The 26,523-nt window shown below is 71.6% G+C and carries 19 protein-coding genes; 5 read left to right on the top strand and 14 right to left on the bottom strand.

Annotation, left to right across the window (positions count from 1 at the left end; translation table 11 throughout):
- On the bottom strand, window positions 1-440 hold a 440-nt coding region (ureA, locus tag ACFVT2_RS40760), incomplete at its 3' end, for an urease subunit gamma (RefSeq protein WP_390026821.1).
- A gap of 268 nt (window positions 441-708) precedes the next feature.
- Between ureA and ACFVT2_RS40755 the strand changes: the two genes are divergently transcribed.
- On the top strand, window positions 709-2,160 hold the full coding sequence (locus ACFVT2_RS40755) for a cytosine permease (protein WP_390026819.1): 1,452 nt from the start codon (window positions 709-711) through the stop codon (window positions 2,158-2,160).
- A gap of 89 nt (window positions 2,161-2,249) precedes the next feature.
- Here ACFVT2_RS40755 and ACFVT2_RS40750 read toward each other — a convergent pair whose 3' ends face one another.
- On the bottom strand, window positions 2,250-3,356 hold the full coding sequence (locus ACFVT2_RS40750; RefSeq protein ID WP_390026817.1) for a branched-chain amino acid aminotransferase: 1,107 nt from the start codon (window positions 3,354-3,356) through the stop codon (window positions 2,250-2,252).
- A 429-nt stretch (window positions 3,357-3,785) separates the two neighbouring features.
- Entirely contained in the window at window positions 3,786-4,838 is a 1,053-nt protein-coding gene (locus ACFVT2_RS40745; protein WP_390026815.1) for a 3-isopropylmalate dehydrogenase, read from the bottom strand.
- 141 nt (window positions 4,839-4,979) lie between these two features.
- Between ACFVT2_RS40745 and ACFVT2_RS40740 the strand changes: the two genes are divergently transcribed.
- Window positions 4,980-6,602 carry a purple acid phosphatase family protein gene (locus ACFVT2_RS40740; RefSeq protein ID WP_390026813.1) on the top strand — a complete coding sequence of 541 codons (1,623 nt, stop codon included), beginning with the start codon at window positions 4,980-4,982 and terminating at the stop codon, window positions 6,600-6,602.
- Window positions 6,603-6,678: 76 nt separating this feature from the next.
- Here ACFVT2_RS40740 and ACFVT2_RS40735 read toward each other — a convergent pair whose 3' ends face one another.
- The 3 genes from ACFVT2_RS40735 to ACFVT2_RS40725 form a co-directional block, all read right to left on the bottom strand.
- On the bottom strand, window positions 6,679-6,810 hold the full coding sequence (locus ACFVT2_RS40735; protein WP_390026810.1) for a hypothetical protein: 132 nt from the start codon (window positions 6,808-6,810) through the stop codon (window positions 6,679-6,681).
- A 336-nt stretch (window positions 6,811-7,146) separates the two neighbouring features.
- Entirely contained in the window at window positions 7,147-8,787 is a 1,641-nt protein-coding gene (pruA, locus tag ACFVT2_RS40730) for an L-glutamate gamma-semialdehyde dehydrogenase (protein ID WP_390026808.1), read from the bottom strand.
- 264 nt (window positions 8,788-9,051) lie between these two features.
- A complete protein-coding gene (locus ACFVT2_RS40725; RefSeq protein WP_390026806.1) occupies window positions 9,052-9,978 on the bottom strand; it encodes a proline dehydrogenase family protein in 927 nt (308 codons plus the stop codon).
- 205 nt (window positions 9,979-10,183) lie between these two features.
- Here ACFVT2_RS40725 and ACFVT2_RS40720 point away from each other — a divergent pair, with 205 nt between their 5' ends.
- Together ACFVT2_RS40720 and ACFVT2_RS40715 are read left to right on the top strand one after the other, a co-directional pair.
- On the top strand, window positions 10,184-11,458 hold the full coding sequence (locus ACFVT2_RS40720) for a PucR family transcriptional regulator (RefSeq protein ID WP_390026804.1): 1,275 nt from the start codon (window positions 10,184-10,186) through the stop codon (window positions 11,456-11,458).
- A 316-nt stretch (window positions 11,459-11,774) separates the two neighbouring features.
- Window positions 11,775-13,502 (top strand): TIGR03767 family metallophosphoesterase, encoded by a 1,728-nt coding sequence (locus ACFVT2_RS40715; protein ID WP_390026801.1) that lies wholly within the window; start codon window positions 11,775-11,777, stop codon window positions 13,500-13,502.
- Window positions 13,503-13,554: 52 nt separating this feature from the next.
- On the opposite strand, the gene ACFVT2_RS40710 is transcribed toward ACFVT2_RS40715, so the two are convergent.
- The 8 genes from ACFVT2_RS40710 to ACFVT2_RS40675 form a co-directional block, all read right to left on the bottom strand.
- Window positions 13,555-14,202, bottom strand: coding sequence for a TetR/AcrR family transcriptional regulator (locus ACFVT2_RS40710; protein WP_390026799.1), 648 nt, complete (start codon window positions 14,200-14,202; stop codon window positions 13,555-13,557).
- 128 nt (window positions 14,203-14,330) lie between these two features.
- Complete coding sequence (locus ACFVT2_RS40705; protein ID WP_390026797.1) at window positions 14,331-15,113, bottom strand: PRC-barrel domain-containing protein; 783 nt, start codon at window positions 15,111-15,113, stop codon at window positions 14,331-14,333.
- 294 nt (window positions 15,114-15,407) lie between these two features.
- Window positions 15,408-17,030 carry a phosphoglycerate dehydrogenase gene (gene serA / locus ACFVT2_RS40700; RefSeq protein ID WP_390026795.1) on the bottom strand — a complete coding sequence of 541 codons (1,623 nt, stop codon included), beginning with the start codon at window positions 17,028-17,030 and terminating at the stop codon, window positions 15,408-15,410.
- Window positions 17,031-17,326: 296 nt separating this feature from the next.
- Window positions 17,327-18,328, bottom strand: coding sequence for a ketol-acid reductoisomerase (gene ilvC / locus ACFVT2_RS40695; protein WP_390026794.1), 1,002 nt, complete (start codon window positions 18,326-18,328; stop codon window positions 17,327-17,329).
- A 100-nt stretch (window positions 18,329-18,428) separates the two neighbouring features.
- Entirely contained in the window at window positions 18,429-18,953 is a 525-nt protein-coding gene (gene ilvN, locus ACFVT2_RS40690) for an acetolactate synthase small subunit (RefSeq protein ID WP_016575311.1), read from the bottom strand.
- A 41-nt stretch (window positions 18,954-18,994) separates the two neighbouring features.
- Window positions 18,995-20,854: an acetolactate synthase large subunit gene (locus tag ACFVT2_RS40685; protein WP_390026791.1), complete on the bottom strand. Its 1,860-nt coding sequence runs from the start codon at window positions 20,852-20,854 to the stop codon at window positions 18,995-18,997.
- A gap of 207 nt (window positions 20,855-21,061) precedes the next feature.
- Window positions 21,062-23,980 (bottom strand): putative bifunctional diguanylate cyclase/phosphodiesterase, encoded by a 2,919-nt coding sequence (locus ACFVT2_RS40680; protein ID WP_390026789.1) that lies wholly within the window; start codon window positions 23,978-23,980, stop codon window positions 21,062-21,064.
- A gap of 272 nt (window positions 23,981-24,252) precedes the next feature.
- Complete coding sequence (locus tag ACFVT2_RS40675) at window positions 24,253-25,245, bottom strand: 2-hydroxyacid dehydrogenase (RefSeq protein ID WP_390026786.1); 993 nt, start codon at window positions 25,243-25,245, stop codon at window positions 24,253-24,255.
- Between the two features lie 88 nt (window positions 25,246-25,333).
- Here ACFVT2_RS40675 and ACFVT2_RS40670 point away from each other — a divergent pair, with 88 nt between their 5' ends.
- Window positions 25,334-26,374, top strand: a complete 1,041-nt coding sequence (locus ACFVT2_RS40670; protein ID WP_390026783.1) for an aldo/keto reductase — start codon at window positions 25,334-25,336, stop codon at window positions 26,372-26,374.
- Window positions 26,375-26,523 lie beyond the last annotated feature (149 nt).

Here is a 26,523-nt window from a genome sequence, read left to right as displayed (position 1 = left end):
GAGGTGACACTGATCGGCACCGTCGCGGTGTTGCGCACCGCAACCACCACGACGGGCTCAGGCTCGGGATCAGCCGGACCGGGCAGCACCGCACCGGGCGCGAGCGTCGCCGCGGCGCCGGGCTCCACGACGGGTTCGGCGCCGATCGGGTCGGTGACCACCGCGAGCCGGGAGCCGTCGTCGAAGACGGCCTCGACGTGCACCTCGGTGACGACGTCGGCCACCCCCGGCAGGACGTCCTCCGGGCCCAGCACGCTGCGGGCCGCCTCGATGGCCTGAGCGAGGCGGCGCCCGTCCCGCGCCGCCTCGCAGACTGTGTCCGCGATCAACGCGGTCGCCTCGGGGACGTTCAGCTTCAGGCCGCGGGCCCGGCGCGCCCGCGCCAGTTCGGCCGCGCCGAACAGCAGCAGCCGGTCGCGCTCTGTGGGGGTGAGCCGCATCCTGTCACTTCCTCCCGCTCGAATTGAGCATCACTCTAACTCGGAATTCATCATTCCGAAACCATTGACCTAGGCAGGAACTGTGCTTCATATTGAGCGTCGCTCTAGAAGATGGCTTGAACTGATCGTTTTTAGAGCATCACTCAAATGATCTCGCAGCAGCGAGCACAGGCTTCGTACGGACCAACGAACGAAGCCCTTGTCCATGACGGAGCACCGCGCCCAGCACCGCTTCTCACATCTGTTCCGGCCTCTCAGGGGAGCCCTCATGCCGATAGAACAACGCGGAGTCGACACGATCCCGGACGAGGAGCGCACAAGCAGCCCTCGCGACCTCGTCTCCATCCTGCTCGGCTCGAACCTCGCACTCGGCGTTGTGATCTTCGGCTGGCTACCGGTCTCCTTCGGCCTCGGCTTCTGGGGCTCGGTCACCTCCCTCGCGGCCGGCACCCTGGTCGGCGCGCTGCTGACCGCGCCGCTCGCCCTGGTCTCGCTGCGCAGCGCGACCAACCTCTCCACCAGCAGCGGCGCCTTCTTCGGCGTCCGCGGCCGGCTCATCGGCTCGGTGATCGGCCTGCTGCTCTCGCTCGGCTACACCGCCCTGACCCTCTGGGTCGGCGGGGACGCGATGGTCGGCTGTCTCCACCGCCTCATCGGCCTGCCGGCCGACGGGGCGGCGTACACGATCGTCTACGCGGTGCTGGCCGCCGCCACCGCCATCGGCGCGGTCTACGGCTACAAGGTGCTGCTGCGACTCAGCAAGGTGCTCTCGATCGGCCTGACGATCCTGCTGGCGATCGGCGTCTTCGCCTTCGCGCACCACTTCACCACCGGCCCGATCCACGGCGTCCACTACGCCCTGGGCGGCTACTGGCAGACCTGGCTGCTCTCCGCGGTCTCGGCCGGCCTGAGCGGCCCGATCGCCTTCATCACCCTGCTCGGCGACTACAGCCGCTACATCTCCCCCCGCCGCCACCGCTCCAAGGCCGTCTTCGGCGCCACCTACCTGGGCCTGGTCCTCGGCCTGCTGGTGCCGCAGCTGTTCGGGACGTTCAGCGCGCTCGCGGTCGGCGCCGGCACGGACTACGCCGGCCCGCTGGTCGCCGGCGCACCCCTGTGGTACCTGGTCTTCCTGCTGGTCAACGCCTCGGCCGGATCCGCGGGCAACTCCGGTCTGATGCTCTACAGCATGGGCCTGGACCTGGACGCGATCCTGCCGCGCGCCACCCGCACCCAGGCCACCTACGTCGTCGCCGGACTCTCCACCGCACTGGTCTACGTCGGCCACTTCCTGTGGGACGCGCAGAACGCGATGACCGCGTTCGTCCTCCTCATGACCGCCATCGGCACCCCGTGGGCGGTCATCACCGTGATCGGCTTCTTCCGCTGCCGCGGTGTCTACGACCCGGACTCGCTCCAGGTCTACAACCGCGGCACGGTCGGCGGCAGGTACTGGTTCAAGGCCGGCTGGAACGTCCAGGCCACCATCGCCTGGGCGCTCGGCTCCGCGGTCGGCCTGCTGGGCGTGGGCTCCCCCTACGAGGGGCCGCTGCTGAAGTACACCGGCGGGATCGACATGAGCTTCCTGCTGGCCGCCGCCACCGCCGCGCTCGTCTACCTGATCCTGGTCGCCCGGCAGCCGCGCCCGGTCCCGCCGCTGCGTGCGGCCAGCGCCACCGCGCCGACCGCCGCGACGCAGAGCCCCACCAAGGTGGGCTGACCACCGGCCCGGCAGGGTGAACCGACGCGAGGCCGCCCCGGCAGGATGCCGGGGCGGCCTCGCGGATGCGTACGGGCCGGGGCCACGCGTCAGCCGATGCGGTGCATCCAGCCGTGGTCGTCGGCCACCACGCCGCGCTGGATGTCCAGCAGCGCCTCGCGCAGCTTCAGCGTGACCTTGCCCGGTTCGCCGCCGGACTGGTGCCACTCGGTGCCCGCCCGCTTGACCGTACCGACCGGGGTGATCACCGCGGCGGTGCCGCAGGCGAAGACCTCGGTGAGCGTGCCGTTGGCGGAGTCGTTCTGCCACTGGTCGATGGAGACCCGCCCTTCCTCCGACGCGTAGCCCAGGTCGCGGGCGACGGAGAGCAGCGAGTCGCGGGTGACGCCGGCGAGCAGCGAGCCGGTCAGCTTCGGGGTGACGATCACCGGCTTTTCGTTGTCCGCGGCGCCGTAGACGAAGTAGAGGTTCATCCCGCCGAGCTCCTCGACCCAGGTGTGCTCCACCGCGTCGAGGTAGGCGACCTGGTCGCAGCCGCGGGCCGCGGCCTCGGCCTGGGCGAGCAGCGACGCGGCGTAGTTGCCGCCGGTCTTGGCGTCACCCATGCCGCCGGGGACGGCCCGCACCCGGTCCTCGGAGAGCCAGATGGAGACCGGCTTGACGCCGCCGGGGAAGTACGCGCCGGCGGGCGAGGCGATCACGATGAAGAGGTACTCGCTGGCGGGCTTGACGCCCAGCCCCACCTCGGTGGCGATCATGAACGGGCGGAGGTACAGCGACTCCTCGCCGCCGTGCGCGGGCACCCAGTCCTTGTCCTGCTGGACCAGCAGGTCGCAGGCCTCGATGAAGGTCTCGACCGGCAGCTCCGGCATGGCCAGCCGGCGGGCGGACGCCTGGAAGCGCCGGGCGTTGGCGTCCGGGCGGAAGGTCGCGACGCTGCCGTCGGGCTGGCGGTACGCCTTCAGCCCCTCGAAGATCTCCTGCGCGTAGTGCAGGACGTTGGTCGCCGGGTCGAGGGAGAGCGGCCCGTACGGCACGAGCTGTCCGTCGTGCCAGCCGCGGCCCTCGGTCCACTTGATCGTCACCATGTGGTCGGTGAAGTGGCGGCCGAAGCCGGGGGCGGCCAGGATCCGCTCCCGCTCCGCCGCGGGCAGCGGGTGCGAGGAGGGCTTGAGCTCGATCGTCGGCGTCGTCATGTATGCATGTCCTTCACTGCGTGGTCCGATACCGGGGTACTCCCGGGGTACTCCCCCACCCGGCGTGCGCTGGGGAGGGTCACCGGCCCAGCCCTCCGGCCGGGGTCGGGGAGGGTCCCCGCTCACGGCACCGGTGCGGTTGGGAGCGGCCGCGCGCACTGTGGGTGGTCGGTCGTACCGGTCGTTACTGGGACGTCCAAGTTTCCCGCAAAACGGCGGCCCCTCGTCCGATTATCGCTCGCGGGCGTCCGCTGCTGGAACCGGCGTGCGCGGCCCGCGTCCGATGGTGGTATCCAACCCGTCGGTGGCCCGGACCGGGTCAATGCAGGGCCAATACAGATTCAATACGGGGGCAAGGCGGCGTCAATACGGACAGCGCCGGACCGTTGACCGGCCCGGCGCTGGGGAGTGCTGCTCGTGCGTCGGGCGTCAGCCCGCTACGCGTGCGGCGAGCGCGTCACCGATCTCGTCGGTGCTGCGGGCCGTACCGTCCCGGGCCTCCAGGTCGGCCGCGACCTCCGCCTCGATGCGGGCGGCCTGCTCCTCGTAGCCGAGGTGGCGCAGCAGCAGCGCGACGGAGAGGATCGTGGCGGTCGGGTCGGCCTTGCCGGTGCCCGCGATGTCCGGCGCGGAGCCGTGCACCGGCTCGAACATCGACGGGAAGGCGCCGGTGGGGTTGATGTTCCCGGAGGCGGCCAGGCCGATGCCGCCGGTGACGGCCGCGGCGAGGTCGGTGAGGATGTCGCCGAAGAGGTTGTCGGTGACGATCACGTCGAACCGCTCGGGCTGGGTGACGAAGAAGATCGTCGCCGCGTCGACGTGCAGGTAGTCGGTGGTGACCTCGGGGTACTCCTGGCCGACCTTGTCGAAGATGTTCTTCCACATGTGGCCGGCGTAGACCAGGACGTTGTTCTTGTGGACCAGCGTCAGCTTCTTGCGCGGGCGGGCGTTGGCCCGCTCGTAGGCGTCCCGGACCACTCGCTCCACGCCGTAGGCGGTGTTCACGCTGACCTCGGTGGCGACCTCGGCCGGGGTGCCGGTCCGCAGGCTGCCGCCGTTGCCGGTGTACGGACCCTCGGTGCCCTCGCGGACGACGACGAAGTCGATGGCACCCCGCTGCTCGTCGCTGACGGCCAGCGGGGTCGCGGTGTTCGGGAACAGCTTCGAGGGGCGCAGGTTGACGAAGTGGTCGAAGGCGAAACGGAGTTTGAGCAGCAGCCCGCGCTCCAGGACGCCGGACGGCACCGTCGGGTCGCCGATCGCACCGAGCAGGATCGCGTCGTGGTCCTTGAGCGCGGCCAACTCCGCGTCCGGCAGGGTCTCGCCGGTCCGGTGCCAGCGCTTGGCCCCGAGGTCGTACTCCTTGGTTTCCAGCTTGACGTCCTGCGGGAGGACCGCGGTCAGGACCTTCAGGCCCTGCGCCACGACTTCCTGGCCGATACCGTCACCGGGGATCACTGCGAGGCGAATGCTGCGAGACATGCCTGGACCCTACTCTTCGTCCCAATGATTGACACGTAACGTCCGGCATGCGGACACGGTGGTCTGTCCCACCCTCACCGGTCATCCGGCGTTCACCCCGGCGCCCCGTACGCGTCGGCAGGTACTGCGAGATTCGGCCACATGAGTGCACATTCCCGGGGGGAGCGCCCCCTGCCCTCGCACACCCCCCGCGTCGGCATACCGGAGCAGCTCGCGGCCCGGATGACCATGCCCGAGCAGCACGAGTACCTCCGCACCAAGCTGACCCGCCGGGGGCTGCTGCGCAGTTCCGCGGTCACCGCCGGCATGGTCGCCGGGGCCGGCCTGCTGACCGCCCCGGCCGCGCAGGCCGCGCAGGGCACCGGGCCGGTGCTGCTCTCCGCACCCGCCACCACCGCCGTCGACGGGCACCTGGTCGCCCCGTTCGGCCGCCACCTCGCCTTCGGCGCCGACCCCCGGACCCAGATGCGGGTCGGCTGGCAGGTGCCGTTCGCGGTCAAGCGGCCGTACCTGCGGGTCGGCCTGAAGCCCTGGGACCTGGGCCGCAAGGTCCAGGCCGAGGTGCGCCACCTGCACACCCCGGCGCTGTCCGCCAAGCTCCCGGCGGTCGACCAGTTCTACCTGCACGCGGCCCTCGACGGCCTGCGCCCGGGGACCACGTACTACTACGGCGTAGGCCACGACGGGTTCGACCCGGCCGACCCGCGGCACTTCTCCACCGTCGGCACCTTCCGCACCGCGCCGGCGCACGCCGAGAAGTTCGTCTTCACCGCCTTCGGCGACCAGGGCGTCAGCTACCACGCGCTCGCCAACGACCAGTTGATCCTCGGTCAGAACCCGTCCTTCCACCTGCACGCGGGCGACATCTGCTACGCCGACCCGGACGGCCAGGGCTCCGAGCACGACACCTACGACGCCCGCGCCTGGGACCAGTTCCTCGCCCAGACCGAGACGGTGGCGAAGTCGGTGCCGTGGATGGTGACCACCGGCAACCACGACATGGAGGCGTGGTACTCCCCCAACGGCTACGGCGGCCAGTCCGCCCGCTGGTCGCTGCCGGGCAACGGCCCGGACCCGGAGCAGGCCCCCGGCATCTACTCGTTCACCTACGGCAACGTCGCCGTCGTCGCCCTGGACGCCAACGACGTCTCGTACGAGATCCCGGCCAACGCGGGCTACACGCAGGGCCGACAGACCCGCTGGCTGGACCGCCGACTCGGCGAACTCCGGGCCGCCGCGGGCATCGACTTCCTCGTGGTCTTCTTCCACCACTGCGCGTTCTCCACCACCAACTCCCACGCCTCCGAGGGCGGGGTCCGCGACGCCTGGCTGCCGCTCTTCGAGAAGCACCAGGTGGACCTGGTGGTCAACGGCCACAACCACGTCTACGAGCGCACCGACGCCATCAAGGGCGGCCGGGTCTCGAAGCAGGTCCCCGTCGGGGAGACCGTGGACGCCGCGCACGAGGGCATCGTCTACGTGACGGCCGGCGGCGCCGGGAAGTCCCTCTACGACTTCCCCGTGCCCGACAGCTACGAAGGCCACGTCAAGGACCTGGACCACGTGGACACCTACCACTGGACCAAGGGCCGGGCGAAGGCCGAGGAGACCGTCGAGTGGTCCCGGGTCCGCTACACCGGCTACTCCTTCATCGCCGTCGAGGTCACCCCGGGCGCCCGTCCCCGGATGCAGGTCACCGCCCTCGCCGAGTCCGGTGAGCGCATCGACCACTTCGAGGTCACCCGCTCCCGCCGCCGGAGCTGACCGCCCGCACCACCACGCCAGGGGCGCCCGGGATCACCTCCCGGGCGCCCCTGGCGCATGAGCGGGGTCGGCGTGCTCAGTGACCGGTGGCGCCGCCGTTGTCGCGGCGGTCGAGTGCGCGCTGGAGGGCGGCCGCGGCGTTGCGGCGGTCGGCGTCGTTGGTCTGACGGGAGGAGTGACGGGTCCTGCGGACAGCGGTCTCGGCCATGATGCGCGTCTCCAATGCCAAAGCCCCGAGAACTGAAGAGGGGTGAAGAGGGGTGGGGTGGTACGGGAACGGCCGGGGGGGGCGGGGGCCACGGCGCCGCAGGGGTCACCTGCGCGGGCGCGCCGGGCCGCATCCGCATTCGCTGGATGCAGCGATACGTTCGGCTCCTACAAAGCTAGGACAGCCCGGCCGTGATGTCTGCACAATTACTTGGGCTTCCTACTATTTGAGACGGCGATCACGCGCGGACCGTCCTGGACACGGTCCGGAGGTGCGCAAACGGCCGCGGCCCGGCACCCCCGAGGGGTACCGGACCGCGGCCGAAGCGGGTGGGCGTCAGCCCATGTGCGGGTAGCGGTAGTCGGTCGGCGGGACCAGGGTCTCCTTGATGGAGCGGGTGGAGGTCCAGCGCATCAGGTTCTGCTTGGCGCCGGCCTTGTCGTTGGTGCCGGAGGCGCGGCCGCCGCCGAACGGCTGCTGGCCGACCACGGCACCGGTGGGCTTGTCGTTGATGTAGAAGTTGCCGGCAGCGAAGCGCAGCTTCTCGCAGGTGGCGGCGGCCGCGGCCCGGTCCTGGGCGATGACGCAGCCGGTCAGGCCGTACGCCGAGGCGGACTCCATCTGGGTGAGCATGGCGTCGTAGCCGCCCTCGGCCGCGTCGTCGTAGACGTAGACGCCGAGGATGGGGCCGAAGTACTCGTCCTTGAAGATCTCGTTCTCCGGGTCGGTGGAGACCAGGACCGTCGGGCGGACGAAGTAGCCGACGCTGTCGTCGTAGGTGCCGCCGGCCACGACCTCGACGGTCGGGTCGGCCTTGGCGCGGTCGATCGCCGCCTTGTTCTTGGCGAAGGAGCGCTCGTCGATGACGGCGCCCATGAAGTTCGCCAGCTCGGTGACGTCACCCATGGACAGGGCGTCGACCTCGGCGGCGAACTCCTCCTTGAAGCCGGCGTTCCACAGCGACGCCGGAACGTAGGCGCGGGAGGCCGCGGAACACTTCTGGCCCTGGAACTCGAAGGCGCCGCGGGTCATGGCGGTCTTCAGCACGGCGCGGTCGGCCGAGGGGTGGGCGACGATGAAGTCCTTGCCGCCGGTCTCGCCGACCAGCCGCGGGTACGTCTTGTACTTCTCGATGTGGGTGCCGACCGTCTTCCACAGGTACTGGAAGGTCTTGGTCGAACCGGTGAAGTGGATGCCCGCCAGGTCGGGGTGGGTCAGGGCCACCTCGGAGACGTCCTTGCCGTCGCCGGTGACGAGGTTGATGACGCCGGGCGGCAGGCCGGCCTCCTCCAGCAGGCGCATCAGCAGCACCGCGGCGAAGGTCTGCGTCGGGGACGGCTTCCAGACCACCACGTTGCCCATGAGGGCGGGGGCGGTGGGGAGGTTGCCGGCGATCGCGGTGAAGTTGAAGGGCGTGATCGCGTAGACGAAGCCTTCGAGGGGGCGGTGGTCCGAGCGGTTCCAGACGCCCGGGGAGTTCACCGGCGGCTGCTCGGCGAGGATCTGGCGCGCAAAGTGGACGTTGAAGCGCCAGAAGTCGACGAGCTCGCAGGGGGTGTCGATCTCGGCCTGCTGGGCGGTCTTGGACTGGCCGAGCATGGTGGCGGCGGCCAGCGTCTCGCGCCAGGGGCCGGCGAGCAGGTCGGCGGCCTTGAGGATGATCGCGGCGCGGTCGTCGAAGGACATCGCGCGCCAGGCGGGGGCGGCGGCCAGCGCGGCGTCCACCGCGTCCTGGGCGTCCTGGACGGTGGCGTCGGCGTACGTGCCGAGGCGGGCGGAGTGGTGGTGCGGCTGTACGACGTCGAAGCGTTCGCCGCCGCCCATCCGTCGTGCGCCGCCGATGGTCATCGGCAGCTCGATGGGGTTACCGGCCAGCTCCTTGAGCTTGGCCTCCAGGCGGAAGCGCTCCGGACTGCCCGGGGCGTAGCTGTGCACCGGCTCGTTCACCGGCACGGGGACCTGGGTCACAGCGTCCATGGTGGCCGTGTCTCCTTACGCTTGCGATCGTCACGCTTGTGATCGTCGGTTCGCGATCGTTTCGTTGTCGTACGTCGGTGTACGTCGGTCGTGCCGGGGCCGCTGCCACGGCGGGTGGCCGGCTACGGGTGGCGCCGTCCGGGACGGATTCCCTGTCCAGGATCTACCCAAATGGCGCTAAAAGAGACGGTAAACTCCGTCCCAAATGAGCCGGTCAGCGGGGTGTCCGCGGCGGGCCTCCCGCCACGGACACTCCTGGTTCCCTCAGCCGCGGGTGGCCAGGGACCGCAGGAAGAACGTCAGGTTGGCCGGGCGCTCGGCGAGGCGGCGCATGAAGTAGCCGTACCAGTCCGTCCCGTAGGGGATGTAGACCCGCATCCGGTGGCCCTCCTCCACCAGCCGCTGCTGCTCCGCCTCGCGGATGCCGAACAGCATCTGGAACTCGTAGTCGGCGGGCTTGCGGCCGTTGCGGTGCGCCAGCTCCTGGGCGATGGCGACCATCCGCGGGTCGTGGGAGCCGACCATCGGGTAGCCCTGCCCGGCCATCAGGATCTTCAGGCAGCGCACGTAGGCCCGGTCGACCTCCTGCTTCTCCTGGAACGCGACCGTCGCGGGCTCCTTGTACGCGCCCTTGACCAGCCGCACCCGGGAGCCTTCCCCGGCCAGTGCCCGGCAGTCGTCCTCGGTGCGGAAGAGGTACGACTGGAGCACCGCGCCCGTCTGGGGGAAGCGCTCGCGCAGCGCACCGAGGATCGCGAGGGTGGAGTCGACCGTGGTGTGGTCCTCCATGTCCAGCGTCACGGTGGTGCCGGCTTCGGCGGCGGCCTCGACCACCGGGGTGACGTTGCGCAGCGCGAGGTCGTGTCCGCCGGGCAGCGCCTGCCCGAAGGCGGAGAGCTTGACCGACATCTCGGCCTTGGCGCCGAGCCCGAGTTCCTTGAGGGCTCCGGCCAGCTGGAGGTAGGCGTCGCGGTTGCGCAGCGCCTCGGCCGGGTCGGTGATGTCCTCGCCGAGGTGGTCGAGGGTGACCTCCATGCCGCGGGCGGCGAGGTTCCGTACGACCGTCATCGACTCGTCCAGGCGCTCGCCCGCGACGAACCGGTCGACCACGGGGCGAGTGACCGGAGCGGCCGCGACGACGCGGCGGATGCTGTCGCTGCGCGCGGCGGCGAGGAGCACGGGACCCAGCATGGGGCACCTCCACGTTTCAGGATGACAAATGCCGGGGCGGGCGCCGATCGGGCGGTCGCGGCGGCAAGATGAGCCACCTGAAATTTAAGGATCTCGCCACTTTCCGGCCATCGACAGCTGTCACGCCTTCGTGGCCGGCATCTCAGACAGATGTATGAGAATGGGAGGCAGGTGACGGCAGTGACAGGAGAGGGGTCGGGCGGCGGTGCGCGGCGACTACCAGCAGTTGGTGGATGAGATCTCGGCGGCGCTCGGTGCGCCGGCGACGCTGGAGGACCGGGACTTCGGACTGATCGCGTTCGGCGCGCACGAGAGCGAGGACGACGAGGTCATGGACCCGGTGCGGACCCGCTCGATCCTCCAGCGGCGGTCCTCCGCGGCGGTGCGCGCGTGGTTCGAGGCGTTCGGGATCGCCCGCGCCACCTCCCCGCTGCGCATCCCCCCGGACCCGGCGGCCGGGGTCTTCAAAGGCCGGATCTGCCTCCCGGTACGGCACCGCGGGGTGGTACACGGCTACGTGTGGCTGCTGGACGACGGCCATCTGACCGACCTGGAACTGGGCGGCCGCGGCACCCCGCCCGACCCCCGGATCGCCCAGGCCATGGAGACCGCCGCACGGATCGGCGCCCTCCTGGCCCACGAGTCCCGGGCCGGCTCCGAACTCGCCGAAGTGCTACGGGAGTTGCTGACCTCTCAGGCCGCCGGTCGGGCCGCCGCGGCGGCCGCGCTGCGGGACGCCCTCCGGGACACCCTGCGCTTCACCCCCGGCACGCCGCTCACCTTGGTGGCGGTCCTGCCCTGGGACACCGGCACCGACGCGGCTCCGCTGCCCAGCCTGCCGGGGCTGCTCGCGGCCTGCCCGCTGCCCACGGTGGCCACCGCCCCCCAGGACCGGCCGGACCACCCGGACCGGCCCGGCCCCGGCGCCGCCGAGCCCGCGCTGGCCGCGCTCGTCCGGCTGCGCCAGACCGGTTCGCTCACCCCGGCCCAGACGGCCGCCGACCACCTGCTGCGCTCCCCGCGGGCGGCCGGCGCCCCGGTCGCGGCCGGCCGGGCGGGGGCCCGCCCCGCCCGGGGAGCCGCCGGGATCGGGCTCGCCACCCGGGAGCTGACCGACCTGCCGACCGCCTGGCAGCAGGCCCTGGACGCGGCCCGTGCGGCCCGCGCCGAGCCCCGGCTCGGCCCCGTCGCCGAATGGGACGCGATCGGCGCCTACCGGCTGCTGACCGCCCTCCCGGCCGCCCCGGCCGACCCGGCGGTCGGCCCGCTGCTGGCCCCCGCGCACGCCGAACTCGCCCGGACCGCGGAGGCGTTCCTGGACTGCGCGGGCCAGGCCGGCCGCACCGCCCAGCAGCTGGGCATCCACCGCCAGACGCTCTACTACCGCCTGGCCCGGATCGAGAAGCTGACCGGCCTCGACCTGGACGAGGGCGCGGACCGACTCCTCCTCCACATAGCACTGAAGGCAGCGCGACTCTGAGCGGAACGCACCCCTTCAGACGGCGGGGTGCGGCCGGGGGTCTCCTGTCGTCGTCGGGGCGGGGCTCGTCCGTGCGGTGGGAAGGACGCCGAACGCGGGTCGGAGAGTTGATCGTTCGTCCCGTACGGGTCGCCGCCACCGGATGCCCCGGAGTGCCCCGGGACGCCACCTGTTGTCCACAAAGCCTTTGTCCACAGGGCCTGTTGCCGGCCGCTACCGGCAAGTAGCGTGTGCGCCGACCGAGGGAACCGACCGCCGGGTCGGCCCGGCGGGCACCGCTGCCTGCCGCCATGTACCGCCGCCCCAGGGGGATTTGATGCACGGGATGAACCGCCGCCAGTTCGTGTCGAGAATGTCCGCCGCGGTGGCGGGCGCCGCACTGTGGTCGGCGACCTCCTACGACCAGGCGCTGGCGGTCACCGCGGCGCGTGCCGTGCGGACCAGGGGCACCACGCTGGAGCAGGCCGCCCGCCCGGTCGGCACCGGGGCGTACAAGCGGCTGGCGGCCGGGCCCGGTTGGCCGCTGGTGGTGCGCGGCGACCTGGCCGGCGCCGGCGCGGGGCGGGACGACCGGCGGACCGGGCTCGCCTCGTTCGTGCAGTTCACCGACCTGCACCTGGCGGACGTCGAGTCGCCGGTCCGGTTCGAGTACTTGGCCCGGTTCAACGACGGCGCGCACCGCCCCCAGGAGGCGCTGACCGTGCGCGGCGCCTCGTCACTGGTAGAGCGGGTCAACGCGGTGCGCCGGGGCCCGTACACCGACCTGCCGTTCGGCTCGGTGATGGCCACCGGCGACAACACCGACAACCACGAGCAGATCGAACTCGACTGGTACCTGACGGTGATGAGCGGCGGCCGGATCACCCCGAGCAGCGGCGACCCCCGGCGCTACGAAGGCGTGCAGAATTCCGGAAACGCGGCGTACTGGAACCCCGAGTCCGCACTCCAGGACGCCTACAAGGCCAAGGGGCTGCCGCAGATACCGGGCTTCCTGTCCGGTGCGGCCCGCCCGTTCCGCGCGCCCGGCCTCGCCGTCCCCTGGTACACCACGGTCGGCAACCACGACGACAGCATCGAGGGCACCCTGCCCGACCTCGGCCTGCTGGGCGAGTTGTACACCGGCGACCGGAAGTTGGAGGGCTGCGACGACGCCGCCGCGGCCCGGCTCGCGGACGCCCTCAAGCACGACCCGGCGCACGCCGCGACGCTGCTCGGTTCGCTACTGGCCGGCGGCGGCGCGATCCGCAAGATCACCCCGGACGAGCGGCGCCGCCCGTTCACCCCGGCCGAGTTCGCCAAGGCCCATCTGGACCCGGCGTACACCGGCGCGGGCCCGGTGGGCCACGGCTTCACCTCCGACGCGGCGGCGAGCGGTCGCCTCTACTACACCTTCCCGCTCGCCGAAGGCGTCCTGGGCATCAGCCTGGACACCACCAACCGGGCCGGCTGGGCGGACGGTTCGCTGGGCACGGCCCAGCTGCGGTGGCTGGAGTCGGTCCTCCAGTCGCACAGCAGCCGCTGGTACGACGCCGACGGCCGCCCGGTGCGCGGCAGCGGGGGCGATTCCCTGATCGTCCTCTTCAGCCACCACACCAGCGCCACCATGGGCAATCTGCTGCCCGACCCGTACCACCCCTTCGAGGGCCGGCACGACGGCAAGGCCCTGGTCGCCCTGCTCCAGCGCTATCCGAACGTGGTCGCCTGGGTGAACGGCCACACCCACGAGAACCGCATCACCCCGCACGGCCACGCGGTACCCGAGCGCGCCTTCTGGGAGATCAACACCGCCTCGCACGTCGACTTCCCGCAGCACGCCCGGATCATCGAACTGGCCGACAACGGCGACGGCACGCTGTCCCTGTTCACCACCCTCATAGAGTCCGCCGCCCCGTACGCCACCGACGTCACCGATACCTCCGACGCCGGGCTCGCCGCCCTCTACCGCGAGCTGTCCTACAACGACCCGTACGCCACCCCGGACGCCAAGCTCGGCACGTCCGCCGACCACAACACCGAACTGCTGCTCACCCGCCCCGGGAAGTGAACCGACGGACGCGGGCACCGGCCCGCGTCCGCCTCGGCCGGGTCCCTCTCGACTACGCGCCCGCCTCGGCCGGGTCCGGCTGCGGCCGGTCCGGCCGGTCCGCCTCGGCCGGGCCCAGCACCTCGCCCGCCGTCACCCGGCGGAGCGCCTCGGCCAGGTCGGCGCCGGACGGCATCTGGTCCGGCCGGGCCAGCGACTGCACCATCAGGCCGGTGAGCAGGGCCTGGTAGAAGGTGCCGACGGTCCGGGCGGCCACCGGATCCACCTCGGTGTCCGGCACCCCCTCGAAGACCGCGACCAGCCCCTCGCCGCCCTCCGGCAGCACCTCGCCGATCGCCTCCCGCAGCCCCTCGTCACGCGGCAGCAGCCCGAGCACCTCGACCTGGGCTGCGATGAACTCCCGCTCGGTGCCGATGCGGTGCAGCACGGCGTCCCAGGTGGCGGCGAAGCGCTCCAGCGGGCCGGCCCCCTCGGCAACCTCCTGGCCGGCCGGGGGCGGCGCGGCGATCCCCGAACCCCACTCCTCGTTGGACGCGATGACCGCCTGGCGCATCAGCGCGTCCTTGGAGCCGTAGTGGTAGCCGATGGAGGCGAGGTTGGCGCCGGAGGCGGCCACGATGTCGCGGGCGGTGGTGCGCGCGTACCCCTTCTCCACGAGGCACCGCTTGGCGCCCTCCAGCAGATCTTCGCGGTGTCCCATGCGGGCACCCTACCTCCGGCCATACACCCGTACCAGACAAGCGTCTTACACAGGCGTACCCATGGCTCCGGCGTGCCGCGCCGCGCCGCCGCACGGCTGGTGCGACCCGCTCAGCGCGGCCGCCCCACTCAGCGCGGCCGCCCCGTTCCCGGCCCGCCGCTCTCGTCCCGGCCACTCCCCCGGCCATCGTCGGACTCCCGCCTCTTCTCCCGGGCCTCGGCGCCGCCCCCGCGCCGCCCGGTGTCGCTCGCAACGTGTTCCTCCGGCTGCGCGGTCTCGCGGGCGTCCTCGGTGCCGCGGGCCGTCTCCTGTTCCGCGCCGCCGCGGGACATCTCCATCGGGCGGGTCTCGTCCCGGGTCCGGGCATCGGTCAGCTTGTTGCGCTCGGCGCCGGCCCGGGTGCGGTGCCGCACGGCGGGCTCCGCGGCCGTCCGACCCCGGCCACCGGCCGCACCACTGCCGACCGTCCGCCCCGTCGTACCGCTCGCCTCACCCGTCCCGGCAGTACCCGTGGCCCTGCTCGTCCCCGTCGTCTCCGTCGTCCCGCTCGTCCCCGTCGTCCCAGGTGGCTCGGGCGGCCCGGTCGGCCCCGGCCGGATCAGCCCGTAGTGGCGGTAGAGCCGCTCCTCCTCGGACGGGTCGAGATGGCCGTCGGCGTCGATCCTCGGCGCCTCCTTGATCGTCGCCTTGGTGTGCGGGACGTGCAGTTCGTCGCCGGTCCGCCGGGCCCCGGCCAGCGGCACGAAGGTCTCCTTCATCCCGAACAGCCCGGTCCGCACGGTGATCCACTCGGGCTCGTTGGTGGCGTCGTCCCGGTACACCTGCTGGACGAGGCCCACCTTCGCGCCCTCCGCGTCCACCACGTGCAGTCCGGTCAGGCTCTGCGGCGTGCCACCCAGGGGTGCGTTCATGGCGTCCTGCCTCCTTCCGCGCGCACCCGCTCCGCGGCGCGCGCAGTTCCCATTGCGCGTCGCGAACGCCGCGCCAGCGACTCGGCAGCCCCGGCGGCACCGGGCCCCGGCGGCCCCTCGACGGCACTGAAGGGCCGCCCACCACCGGCACTCGCTACGCCATCCGGGTGAATCGTTGACGGATCAGCCACCGCGAACGCCGGGGCCGCACCGCCCGTTCCCGGCCCGAACGGCCACGGGCCCGGCCCCCGCCGAAGCGGGGACCGGGCCCGTTGACCTGCGAGAACCGGTGGCTCAGTGGGTGAGGTTCACCGCGCGCACCGAGGTCGCGCCGATCTCCTCGGAGATCTCGGCCAGCACGTTCGCCGGAATGGTGTCGTCGACCGTGAGCGCGACCAGCGCCTCACCACCGACGTCGGCCCGGGAGACCTGCATCCCGCCGATGTTGATGCCCGCCTCGCCCAGGATCCGGCCGACGGTGCCGACGACACCGGGGCGGTCGGTGTAGCGCAGGAAGGCCATGTGGTCGGCGAGCGCCAGGTCGATGGAGTGGTCACCGACCGCCACGACCTTCTGGACGTTCTTGTGCCCGGCGAGCGTGCCGGAGATCGACACCTCCTCGCCGCCCGCGAGGGTGCCGCGCACGGTCACCACGTTGCGGTGCTCGGGCGACTCGCTGCTGGTGGTCAGCCGCACCTCGACGCCGCGCTCCTGCGCGAACAGCGGGGCGTTGACGTAGGACACCGTCTCGTCCACGACGTCCTCGAACACGCCCTTGAGCGCGGAGAGTTCGAGCACCTTGACGTCGTGCTGGGTGATCTCGCCGTACACCTCGACGTCGAGGCGCAGGGCGACCTCGCCGGCCAGCGCGGTGAAGATCCGGCCCAGCCGCTCGGCCAGCGGCAGCCCGGGCTTGACATCCTCGGCGATCACACCGCCCTGGACGTTGACCGCGTCCGGCACCAGTTCACCGGCGAGCGCCAGCCGCACCGACTTGGCGACCGCGATACCCGCCTTCTCCTGCGCCTCACCCGTCGAGGCGCCCAGGTGCGGGGTGCACACGACCTGGTCGAACGCGAAGAGCGGCGAGTCGGTGCAGGGCTCGACGGCGTACACGTCGAGGCCGGCGCCGGCCACCCGGCCCTCCTTGAGCGCGCTGGCCAGCGCCTCCTCGTCGACGATCCCGCCACGCGCGGCGTTGACGACCCGGACGCTCGGCTTGACCTTGTGCAGCGCCTCGTCACCGATCAGACCCAGGGTCTCGGGGGTCTTGGGGAGGTGGACGGTGATGAAGTCCGACACCTCCAGCAGCTCGTCCAGGGTCAGCAGCTTGACGCCCATCTGCGCGGCGCGGGCCGGCTGCACGTAGGGGTCGTAGGCCACGACCTTCATGCCGAAGGCGGACATCCGCTGGGCGACCAGGACGCCGATCCGGCCCAGACCGACCACACCGAGGGTCTTCTCACTGAGCTCGACGCCGGTGTACTTGCTGCGCTTCCACTCGCCGTTCTTCAGCGCGGTGTTGGCCTGCGGGATGTTGCGGGCGGTGGCGACCAGCAGACCGCAGGCCAACTCGGCGGCGGTGACGATGTTGGAGGTCGGGGCGTTGACGACCATCACGCCGGCCTTGGTGGCGGCGGAGACGTCGACGTTGTCCAGGCCCACGCCGGCCCGGGCGACGACCTTCAGCTTCTTGGCGGCGGCGATCGCCTCGGCGTCGATCTTCGTCGCGCTGCGCACGAGAACGGCGTCGACGTCGGCGATGGCGGGCAGCAGCTCGGCGCGGTCGGCGCCGTTGCAGTGCCGGATCTCGAAGTCCGGGCCGAGGGCGTCGACGGTGGCCGGCGACAGTTCCTCGGCGATCAGTACAACGGGTTTACCCGGGTTGGCAGTGCTCACGTGGTCTTCAATCCTCATCTGGTCCGCTGCGGGTGCCTCCCACGCCCTGGCGGCAGTGGGGGAGGACGGCCGTCCCGACGGCCGAAGGCGGTGTACGGGGAAAGCCGCGTGGAAGACGCACGACGCTGTGAGCCTGACGCGCTTGTGACGAGCAGTGTAGTGGCGACGCTCGGCGCGGTCTGTGCCGAAGCGTAAGGATCACCCATGCGTGGTTCTACGCGGTGGACAAGGTGGTGCGGCGGCACGCGCGGACGCGGCACCGCCGCATACGGACAGGGGGCCGCGAGCGGTTTCGCGGCCCCCTGTCCCGGGGCTTACGCCTCGTCGTCCACCCAGCTCATCAGCTTGCGCAGCTTCTTGCCGGTGGTCTCCAGCAGGTGGTCCTCGTCGGCCTTCTTGTACTCGTTGTACTTCGGCAGGCCGGCGTTGTACTCCGCCATCCAGTTGTTGGCGAAGGTGCCGTCCTGGATCTCGGCGAGCACCTTCTTCATCTCGGCCTTGGTGGCGTCGGTGATGATCCGCGGGCCGGTGACGTAGTCGCCCCACTCGGCGGTCTCGGAGACCGACCAGCGCATCTTCTCCAGGCCGCCCTCGTACATGAGGTCCACGATCAGCTTCAGCTCGTGGAGGCACTCGAAGTAGGCGATCTCGGGCTGGTAGCCCGCCTCGACCAGGGTCTCGAAGCCGGCCTTCACCAGCGCCGAGGCGCCACCGCAGAGGACCGCCTGCTCACCGAACAGGTCGGTCTCGGTCTCCTCGGTGAAGGTGGTCTTGATGACGCCGGCGCGGGTGCCGCCGATGCCCTTGGCGTAGGAGAGCGCCAGTTCGAACGCCTTGCCGGAGGCGTCCTGCTCGACGGCCGCGATACACGGCACGCCGCGGCCCTCTTCGTACTGACGACGGACCAGGTGGCCCGGGCCCTTGGGGGCGACCATGCAGACGTCCACGCCGGCCGGGGCCTTGATGAAGCCGAACCGGATGTTCAGACCGTGCCCGAAGAACAGCGCGTCGCCGTCCTTGAGGTTGTCCTTGATGGACTCCTCGTAGACCTTGGCCTGGATCGGGTCCGGCACCAGGATCATGATGACGTCGGCCTCGGCGGACGCCTCGGCGGGGGTCACCACGCGCAGGCCCTGCTCCTCGGCCTTGGCCTTGGACTTGGAGCCCTCGTGCAGACCGACGCGCACGTCGACGCCCGAGTCGCGCAGGGACAGCGCGTGGGCGTGACCCTGGCTTCCGTAGCCGATGACCGCGACCTTGCGGTTCTGGATGATGGACAGGTCGGCGTCGTCGTCGTAGAACAGCTCGGCAGCCACTTCGGTTTTCTCCTTGGATCTAGCGGGGTGCCCACAGTATGTCGGGCGGGGAAAGGAAGGTCGGGGGGTCTCGCCATACGGTCCGAACGGACCGCCGGAATCAGGCCGTACGGTCCAGCGCGCGCAGCGAGCGGTCGGTGATGGACCGGGCGCCACGGCCTATGGCGATGGTGCCGGACTGCACGAGCTCCTTGATGCCGAACGGCTCCAGCATCCGGAGCATCGCCTCCAGCTTGTCGCTGGACCCGGTGGCCTCGATCGTCACGGCGTCCGGCGAGACGTCCACGGTCTTGGCGCGGAAGAGCTGGACGATCTCGACGATCTGCGAGCGGGTCTCGTTGTCGGCGCGGACCTTCACCAGGACCAGTTCGCGCTGGATGGCCGAGCCGGGCTCCAGCTCGACGATCTTCAGGACGTTGACGAGCTTGTTGAGCTGCTTGGTGACCTGCTCCAGCGGCAGCGACTCGACGCTGACCACGATGGTGATGCGGGAGATGTCGGGGTGCTCGGTGACCCCGACCGCCAGCGAGTCGATGTTGAAGCCGCGGCGGGAGAACAGTGCGGCGATCCGGGCGAGGATGCCGGGGGTGTTCTCCACCAGGACGGAGAGCGTGTGCTTGGACATGTCGTCTTCTCTCTTCTTCCGTGCGTCCGTGTCGTCCTGGCTCAGTCGTCTTCGTTGTCGCCGAAGTCGGGACGGACGCCCCGGGCGGCCATGACCTCGTCGTTGGAGGTGCCGGCGGCGACCATCGGCCACACCTGGGCGTCCTCGTGGACGATGAAGTCGACCACGACCGGGCGGTCGTTGATCGCGTTGGCCTTGGCGATGACCGCGTCCAGCTCCGCCGGGTCCTCACAGCGCAGCGCGACGCAGCCCATGGCCTCGGACAGCTTGACGAAGTCCGGGATGCGGGTGCCCTTGCTCGGCTGCTTGCCGTCCGCCTCGGGGCCGCTGTGCAGCACGGTGTTGGAGTAACGCTGGTTGTAGAAGAGGGTCTGCCACTGGCGGACCATGCCCAGCGCGCCGTTGTTGATGATCGCGACCTTGATCGGGATGTTGTTGAGCGCGCAGGTGACCAGTTCCTGATTGGTCATCTGGAAGCAGCCGTCACCGTCGATCGCCCAGACCGTGCGGTCCGGCTGGCCGGCCTTGGCGCCCATCGCGGCGGGCACGGCGTAGCCCATGGTGCCGGCGCCGCCGGAGTTCAGCCAGGTCGCGGGCTGCTCGTAGTCGATGAAGTGGGCGGCCCACATCTGGTGCTGGCCGACGCCCGCGGCGAAGATCGTGTCCGCCGGGGCGAGCTTGCCGATCCGCTCGATGACCTGCTGCGGGGCGAGGCTGCCGTCGTCCGGCAGGTCGTAGCCCAGCGGGTAGGTCTCGCGCCAGCGGTTGAGGTCCTTCCACCAGGCGCTGTAGTCACCCTTGTGGCCGGCCGCGTGCTCGGCCTGGACCGCGACGATCAGGTCGGCGATGACCTCGCGGGCGTCCCCGACGATCGGCACGTCGGCGGCGCGGTTCTTGCCGATCTCCGCCGGGTCGATGTCGGCGTGCACGACCTTGGCGTACGGGGCGAACGAGTCCAGCTTGCCGGTGACCCGGTCGTCGAAGCGGGCGCCGAGGGTGATCAGCAGGTCCGCCTTCTGGAGCGCGGTGACGGCGGTGACCGCACCGTGCATGCCGGGCATGCCGAGGTGCTGCGGGTGGCTGTCGGGGAAGGCGCCCAGCGCCATCAGGGTGGTGGTGACCGGAGCGCCGGTCAGCTCGGCGAGCACCTTGAGCTCGGCGGTGGCGCCGGCCTTCAGGACACCGCCGCCGACGTAGAGCACCGGGCGCTTGGACTCGGCGATCAGCCGGGCGGCCTCGCGGATCTGCTTGGCGTGCGGCTTGGTGACCGGGCGGTAGCCGGGCAGGTCGGTGTGCGGCGGCCAGACGAAGGTGGTCCGCGCCTGGAGGGCGTCCTTGGCGATGTCGACCAGGACCGGGCCGGGCCGGCCGGTGGAGGCGACGTGGAACGCCTCGGCGATCGTCTTGGGGATGTCGGCCGGGTCGGTGACCAGCCAGTTGTGCTTGGTGATCGGCATGGTGATGCCGCAGATGTCCGCCTCCTGGAAGGCGTCCGTGCCGATCGACTTGGACGAGACCTGGCCGGTGATCGCGACCAGCGGGACGGAGTCCATGTGCGCGTCGGCGATCGGGGTGACCAGGTTGGTGGCACCCGGCCCGGACGTCGCCATGCAGACCCCGACCTTGCCGGTGGCCTGGGCGTATCCGGTGGCGGCGTGTCCCGCGCCCTGCTCGTGCCGCACCAGCACGTGCCGGACCTTCGAGGAGTCCATCATCGGGTCGTACGCCGGCAGGATCGCACCGCCGGGAATACCGAACACGGTGTCGGCCCCGACCTCCTCCAGCGAACGAATGAGGGACTGCGCGCCCGTGACGTGCTCGACGATCGCGGGCTGATGCGATCCGCCGGAGTTACGGGCCCGCGGCTGCGGATGGTGGGCCCCGTTGGCCTGCTCGGTCATCTGCGTCTCTTCTCGAAGCTGAGGGTTTTGACGGGATTTGTGAGGTTGCTGTGCAACAAAAAACCCCTCGTGCCGTGAGGCAAGCGAGGGGAGCGCGTCGGTGTGGTCAGCCGGGTTCGTCAGGGCCCGGCTTCAGCCGACGCGCTTTCCAAGTACGAGAATTCGGGTGCGCATGGCACTGACCCTCCCCCTCCTGCGCACCGAGTGTCAAGTGGGTGGGACGGAGGTCTCACTATTTGGGCGCAACGGGGGATGCGGCAGCGCCTCCGGCCCCGACGCCGCACCGTGCCGGGCCGGTCGGCTGCCGCTGAGCACCACCGCCCGGCCCTGACCGGTCAGGGCTGGCACCGGGTAGCTGCCGCGGGTCAGCGCCCGACGCAGCCGGGGCTCGTCCAGCGGTCCGGAGAAGGCCAGCCCCATGCCGTGCGTGCACCCCATGGAGCGCAGTGCCAGCACCTGTTCGGGCAGGTCAACGCCCTCCGCGACCGACTGCATGCCGAGGTCGGAGGTGATCCGCAACAGACCGGCGGTGATCTTGTGCAGCCGGGCGGACTCCACCACCCCGTCGATCAGCCCGCGGTCCAGCCGCAGGACGTCGATGGGGAGCCGGCGCAGCGCGCTCATCGCGGCGTACCCGCTGCCGAAGCCGTCCAGGGCGGTCCGTACGCCCAACCGGCGCAGCGCGACCAGCCGGCGCTCCAGGTCGTCGAGCGGGATCCGGGGGTCGCTTTCGGACAGTTCCAGGACGAGTGCGCCCGTTGGGAGGCCGTGCCGGGCGAGCAGCGCCTCGATGGCCTTGGGGGTCAGCGCGCGGTCCAGCAGACGCCGGGCGGAGAGCCGGACCGCGACCGGGACCTGGTGGCCGGCGCGGTGTCGCGCGGCGGCCTGCTCCACGGCCTCCTCCAGCTGCCAGCGGCCCAGCTCGGCGGCGCGCTCGCCGCCCTCGTCGGTGAGGCGCCCGCGGTCGCCGACCCGGAGGAATTCGGCCGGGGTGAAGAGGATGCCTTCGGCGGACCGCCAGCGGGCGTGCGCGGCGACCGCGGTGATCCGGCCGCTGGCCAGCTCGACCACCGGCTGGTGCAGCAACGCGAACTCGCCGTCCTGGAGGGCGGTGCGGAGCTTGCTGGCGAGTTCGGCGCGGTGCGCGACCTCGTCCTGCATCTGCGGGGCGTAGAGCTCGACCCGGCCCTTGCCGGCCTGCTTGGCGCGGTACATCGCCAGGTCGGCGTTGCGCAGCAGGCCCGCCGGGCTGACGCCCGGTTCGGCGAAGGCGACGCCGATGCTGGCCGCGACCCGGACGTCCCGACCGTCGATGCGGTACGGCTCGGAGAGCCGTACCCGCAGCCGGTCGGCGATCTCCAGGATGCGGAACTCCCGGGCCGCGTGGTCGCGGGTGCCGTCGCCGGTGATGAGCGCGGCGAACTCGTCGCCGCCGAGCCGGGCCGCTATGTCGCCGGCTCGCACCGATTCCGCGAGCCGGCGGGCCGCCTGGATCAGCAGCTCGTCGCCCGCCTGGTGGCCGATGGTGTCGTTGACCTGCTTGAAACCGTCGAGGTCGATGTAGAGCACGGCGGTGTCGTGGTCGGTGGACCGGCGGCCGGTGACGGCCTTGGTGACCCGCTCGGTGAACAGCGCGCGGTTGGGCAGGTCGGTGAGCGCGTCGTGCGAGGCGTTGTGCTGGAGCTGGGCCTGGAGCCGGACGCGCTCGGTGACGTCGCGGGAGTTGAAGATCAGGCCGCCGTGGTGGCGGTTGACCGTGGATTCGACGTTGAGCCAGCCGTCACCGCCGGCGCGCTGTCCGCCGGCCCGGAAGCGGCACTCGATCCGGGTGGTCGGCTCGGCCTCGGGCGAGGCGGCGAGGAACCGGCGGACCTCGTGGACCACCCGGCCCAGGTCCTCGGGGTGGATCAGCGAGGCCAGCTCGGAGCCGACCAGCTCCTCCGCGTCGCGGCCGTAGACCCCGGCGGCGGCGGGGCTCACGTACCGCAGCACCCCGGTCGGTGCGGCGATCATGATGACGTCGCTGGAGCCCTGCACCAGGGAGCGGAAGTGGTTCTCCTTCTGCGCCAGTTCCTGGGTGAGGGTGATGTTGTCGAGCAGCATGATGCCCTGCCGGACGACCAGGGCCAGGACGACCGTGCAGCCGGTGAAGAGCACCACGCGGTCGATGCGGCGCCCGTCCAGGACGTTGGTGAGGATGCCCAGGGTGCAGACGGCGGCGGCCAGATACGGGGTCAGGGCGGCCAGCGAGCCCGCGATGGGGCGACTGCCGGGCGGCTGCGGGCGGCGCACCGCCTGCCGGAGGTCCTCGACCGCGGGCTCCGTGCCGGACCGGCGGCCCACCCACGGGGCGTACGCGAAGAGCATCGAGCCGGCGAACCATCCGGCGTCCAGGATCTGGCCGGAGCGGTAGTGGTCGTGCAGCAGCGGGGAGCTGAACAGCGCGTCGCACAGCACCGTCAGCGCCAGTGCGGCGATGGCGGTGTTGATCGCCGAGCGGTGCACGGAGGAGCGCCGGAAGTGCAGCGCCAGGACCATGCTGACCAGCACGATGTCCAGTAGTGGGTAGGCCAGCGAGAGGGCGCTCTGGGCGACCGAGCGGCCCTGGAAGTGCGCGGTGTGCGCGAGCGCGAGGCTCCAGGAGATGGTCAGCAGGGAGCCGGCGATCAGCCAGGCGTCGAGCCCGAGGCAGACCCAACCGGCCCTGGTCACCGGCCGCTTGGCGAGCACCAGCAGGCCGACGATGGCCGGCGGCGCGAACAGCAGGAAGCAGAAGTCGGCCAGGGACGGGCTGGGTACGGCGGCGCCCTGGACGACCTCGTACCAGCCCCAGACGCCGTTGCCGAGTCCGGCCATCCCGGAGGAGAGGGCGAACAGCACCCAGGCCGGGCGGAAGGGGCTGGCGTACCTACGGGCGTACAGGCCGCAGGAGACGGCGGCGACGAGGGCGGCCAGGCTGAGCCCGAAGTCCCCCATGATCACGGCGAGGCGCGGTGAGCCCCAACCCACCGCGGAGCCGACGGCGTAGCCGCCGCAGACGACGGCCAGTGCGACCTGCGGCACCGGACTCGGGGCACCGCCGGCCTGCGCGGGCGACCTGGAGAGCAGGGCCCCCGGGGCGCTCACCGGACTCTCCCGTTCTTCCGGGCCGGGCCGCTTCGGGAACGGTGCGCGCGGGGCCCCGGTGGCATTGCTGCGGGCGGTCGTGGATCGCGTGTCTCGCGGATCATCCATCGGCAGTACATCGCCCGTCGCCCCCCTCGGTTCCGGATCTTTCGTATCGCGCCGTGACGATCCCGGCGCCCCCGCTCGGGACGATACACCAGATCCGTCACTCAGGGACATAGTGCCTCTACAGAGCGTAACGACCTAGGGATTTGTGGATACGGAGAGCAGTCCTACGGCCTCGTAGAGCGATCCACTGCGGATTCCGGTGCGGTGGCGACGACGTGCCGGACGGGCTCGCCGGCCGCGAAAAGCGCCAACTGGCCGCGCAGCAGCCGCTTCGCACGGGGCAGGAAGGCAGAACTGGGGCCGCCGACGTGTGGAGTGATGAGCACGCCGGGAGCGTGCCACAGCGGATGGCCGGCGGGCAGGGGTTCCGGATCGGTGACGTCGAGGGCGGCGCGGAGCCGTCCCGACTCCAGTTCGGCGAGGAGCGCCGCGGTGTCGACGATCGCTCCGCGAGCGACGTTCACCAGGAGTGCGCCGTCCTTCATCCGGGCCAGGAAATCGCGTCCGACCAGGCCATGTGTCTGCTCGGTGAGGGGTGTGGCGAGGATGACGACGTCCGCGGCGGGCGCGAGGGCGGACAGTTCGGACAGTGGATGCACCGGACCGCGCACGGTGTCACGTGCGGTGCGCGCGATGCGCATCACCCGCGCGCATTCGAAGGGCATGAGCCGGTCCTCGATGGCACTGCCGATCGAACCATAGCCCACAATGAGGACCGACTTGTCGGCGAGCGCAGGTCGGAAGTCCGGTCGCCACTCGCCCGCGTCCTGCGCTCGGACGAAGTCCGGGACGCCGCGCAGCGCCGACAGCGTCAGGGTGAGCGCCAGCTCGGCGGTACTGGCGTCGTGCAGTCCGCGGGCGTTGCACAACTCGGCATCGGGCGGCAGGTGGTCCAGCCCGGGGAGCATGTGATCGACCCCGGCCGTGAGGGTCTGCACCACGCGCACCCGGCTCATCCGCGACAGCGCGCGCAGGCAGATGTCGGCGGGCTTCATGTACGGGACGGCGTAGAAGACGCACCGCGCGGGGTCCGCCGGATAGTCGGGACCGGCGTCCCAGTGGACGTAGTTGAGGCCGTCCGGGAGGCCGTCGATCTCGCCGGGCGGGATCGGAAGCCACACGTCGCCGGGGGCCGGGTGCGGGTCTGCTGTTGCCATGGCCCGAGGCTATGCGAAGAGACGTTTGGTTCAGACGTTAGTTTGGTCTGGCCCTTGATCGGGGGCGAGGGGACGGAGGCACGACCAGGTGGAGCGCAGGACAATCGGCGCGGCGGCCCTGGAGGTGGGCGCGATCGGCCTCGGCTGCATGCCGATGAGCTGGGGGTACAGCGCGTCGCAGCGCAACGGGGAGGGGTCGGTGCGGGCGCTGCACGCCGCGCTCGACCAGGGGTGCAGCCTGCTGGACACCGCCGACATGTACGGCCCGTTCACCAACGAACTGTTGGTGGGACGGGTGCTCAAGGAGCGGCGGCAGGACGCCTTCGTCTCGACCAAGTGCGGGCTGCTCGCCGGCGACCAGCACATCGTCGCCAACGGGCGCCCCGGCTACATCAAGCGTGCCTGCGACGCCTCGCTGCGGCGGCTCCAGACCGACCACATCGACCTCTACCAACTGCACCGCGCGGACCCCGAGGTGCCCGTCGAGGAGACCTGGGGGGCGATGGCGCAGCTGGTGGCGGCCGGGAAGGTGCGGGCGCTGGGACTGTCCGCGGTGGGGGCGCGCGCCGCCCGGACGCCGCGCACCCTCCGGGCGGGGCGGGTCGCCCCCGGTGGCCGGGGACTCCCCGGCTCGGGGATGCACGCCGGCACGCTGCGCCAACTGGAGCGCGTCCAGCAGGTGTTCCCGGTGAGCAGTGTGCAGGCGGAGCTTTCGGTGTGGTCGCCGGAGGCGCTGGCGGAGCTGCTGCCGTGGTGCGAGTCGCGCGGGGTGGGGTTCCTGGCGGCGATGCCGCTGGGCAACGGCTTCCTGACCGGCACCCTCACCCCGGGGCAGGGCTTCGAACCGGAGGACATACGGGCCCGGCACCCGCGTTTCACCGCCGAGATGATGGCCGCCAACCAGCCGGTGGTGGCCGGACTGCGCCGGGTCGGCGCCCGCTACGGGGCCGCTCCCGGGCAGGTGGCGCTGGCCTGGGTGCTGGCCCAGGGGCGCCATGTGGTCCCCGTCCCCGGTACGAAGAAGGAGCGCTGGGCGGTGCAGAACGCCAAGGCGGCGGACCTGGTGCTCGCCCCCGAGGACCTGCGGGAGATCGCCGCGCTGCCGCCGGCGCGGGAGTCCTGGTACTGAACCCCTGCGGGGGGCCGGCTTCCCACGTTGTCGGCTTTCCCGCCGTGGGGTTGCTGTTTTTGCGCCTGCGGCGCGGGGCCGCTGCGCCGGGCTGGTCGGGCGCGGTGCCGGGTCTGTGGGGTGGGGGTGTGCCGGACTGCTTCGCTTTA

The sequence above is a fragment of the Streptomyces sp. NPDC058000 genome (genome assembly GCF_042886435.1).
GTDB lineage: Bacteria > Actinomycetota > Actinomycetes > Streptomycetales > Streptomycetaceae > Streptomyces.
This window is presented reverse-complemented; position numbering and strand designations above follow the sequence as displayed.

Bases quoted from the DNA above. Each gene is read 5' to 3' on its own strand.
- ACFVT2_RS40755 (WP_390026819.1), top strand. From the start codon at position 709: ATGCCGATAGAACAACGCGGAGTCGACACGATCCCGGACGAGGAGCGC.
- ACFVT2_RS40750 (WP_390026817.1), bottom strand. From the start codon at position 3,356: ATGACGACGCCGACGATCGAGCTCAAGCCCTCCTCGCACCCGCTGCCC.
- ACFVT2_RS40745 (WP_390026815.1), bottom strand. From the start codon at position 4,838: ATGTCTCGCAGCATTCGCCTCGCAGTGATCCCCGGTGACGGTATCGGC.
- ACFVT2_RS40740 (WP_390026813.1), top strand. From the start codon at position 4,980: ATGAGTGCACATTCCCGGGGGGAGCGCCCCCTGCCCTCGCACACCCCC.
- ACFVT2_RS40735 (WP_390026810.1), bottom strand. From the start codon at position 6,810: ATGGCCGAGACCGCTGTCCGCAGGACCCGTCACTCCTCCCGTCAGACC.
- pruA (WP_390026808.1), bottom strand. From the start codon at position 8,787: ATGGACGCTGTGACCCAGGTCCCCGTGCCGGTGAACGAGCCGGTGCAC.
- ACFVT2_RS40725 (WP_390026806.1), bottom strand. From the start codon at position 9,978: ATGCTGGGTCCCGTGCTCCTCGCCGCCGCGCGCAGCGACAGCATCCGC.
- ACFVT2_RS40715 (WP_390026801.1), top strand. From the start codon at position 11,775: ATGCACGGGATGAACCGCCGCCAGTTCGTGTCGAGAATGTCCGCCGCG.
- ACFVT2_RS40710 (WP_390026799.1), bottom strand. From the start codon at position 14,202: ATGGGACACCGCGAAGATCTGCTGGAGGGCGCCAAGCGGTGCCTCGTG.
- ACFVT2_RS40705 (WP_390026797.1), bottom strand. From the start codon at position 15,113: ATGAACGCACCCCTGGGTGGCACGCCGCAGAGCCTGACCGGACTGCAC.
- serA (WP_390026795.1), bottom strand. From the start codon at position 17,030: ATGAGGATTGAAGACCACGTGAGCACTGCCAACCCGGGTAAACCCGTT.
- ilvN (WP_016575311.1), bottom strand. From the start codon at position 18,953: ATGTCCAAGCACACGCTCTCCGTCCTGGTGGAGAACACCCCCGGCATC.
- ACFVT2_RS40685 (WP_390026791.1), bottom strand. From the start codon at position 20,854: ATGACCGAGCAGGCCAACGGGGCCCACCATCCGCAGCCGCGGGCCCGT.
- ACFVT2_RS40675 (WP_390026786.1), bottom strand. From the start codon at position 25,245: ATGGCAACAGCAGACCCGCACCCGGCCCCCGGCGACGTGTGGCTTCCG.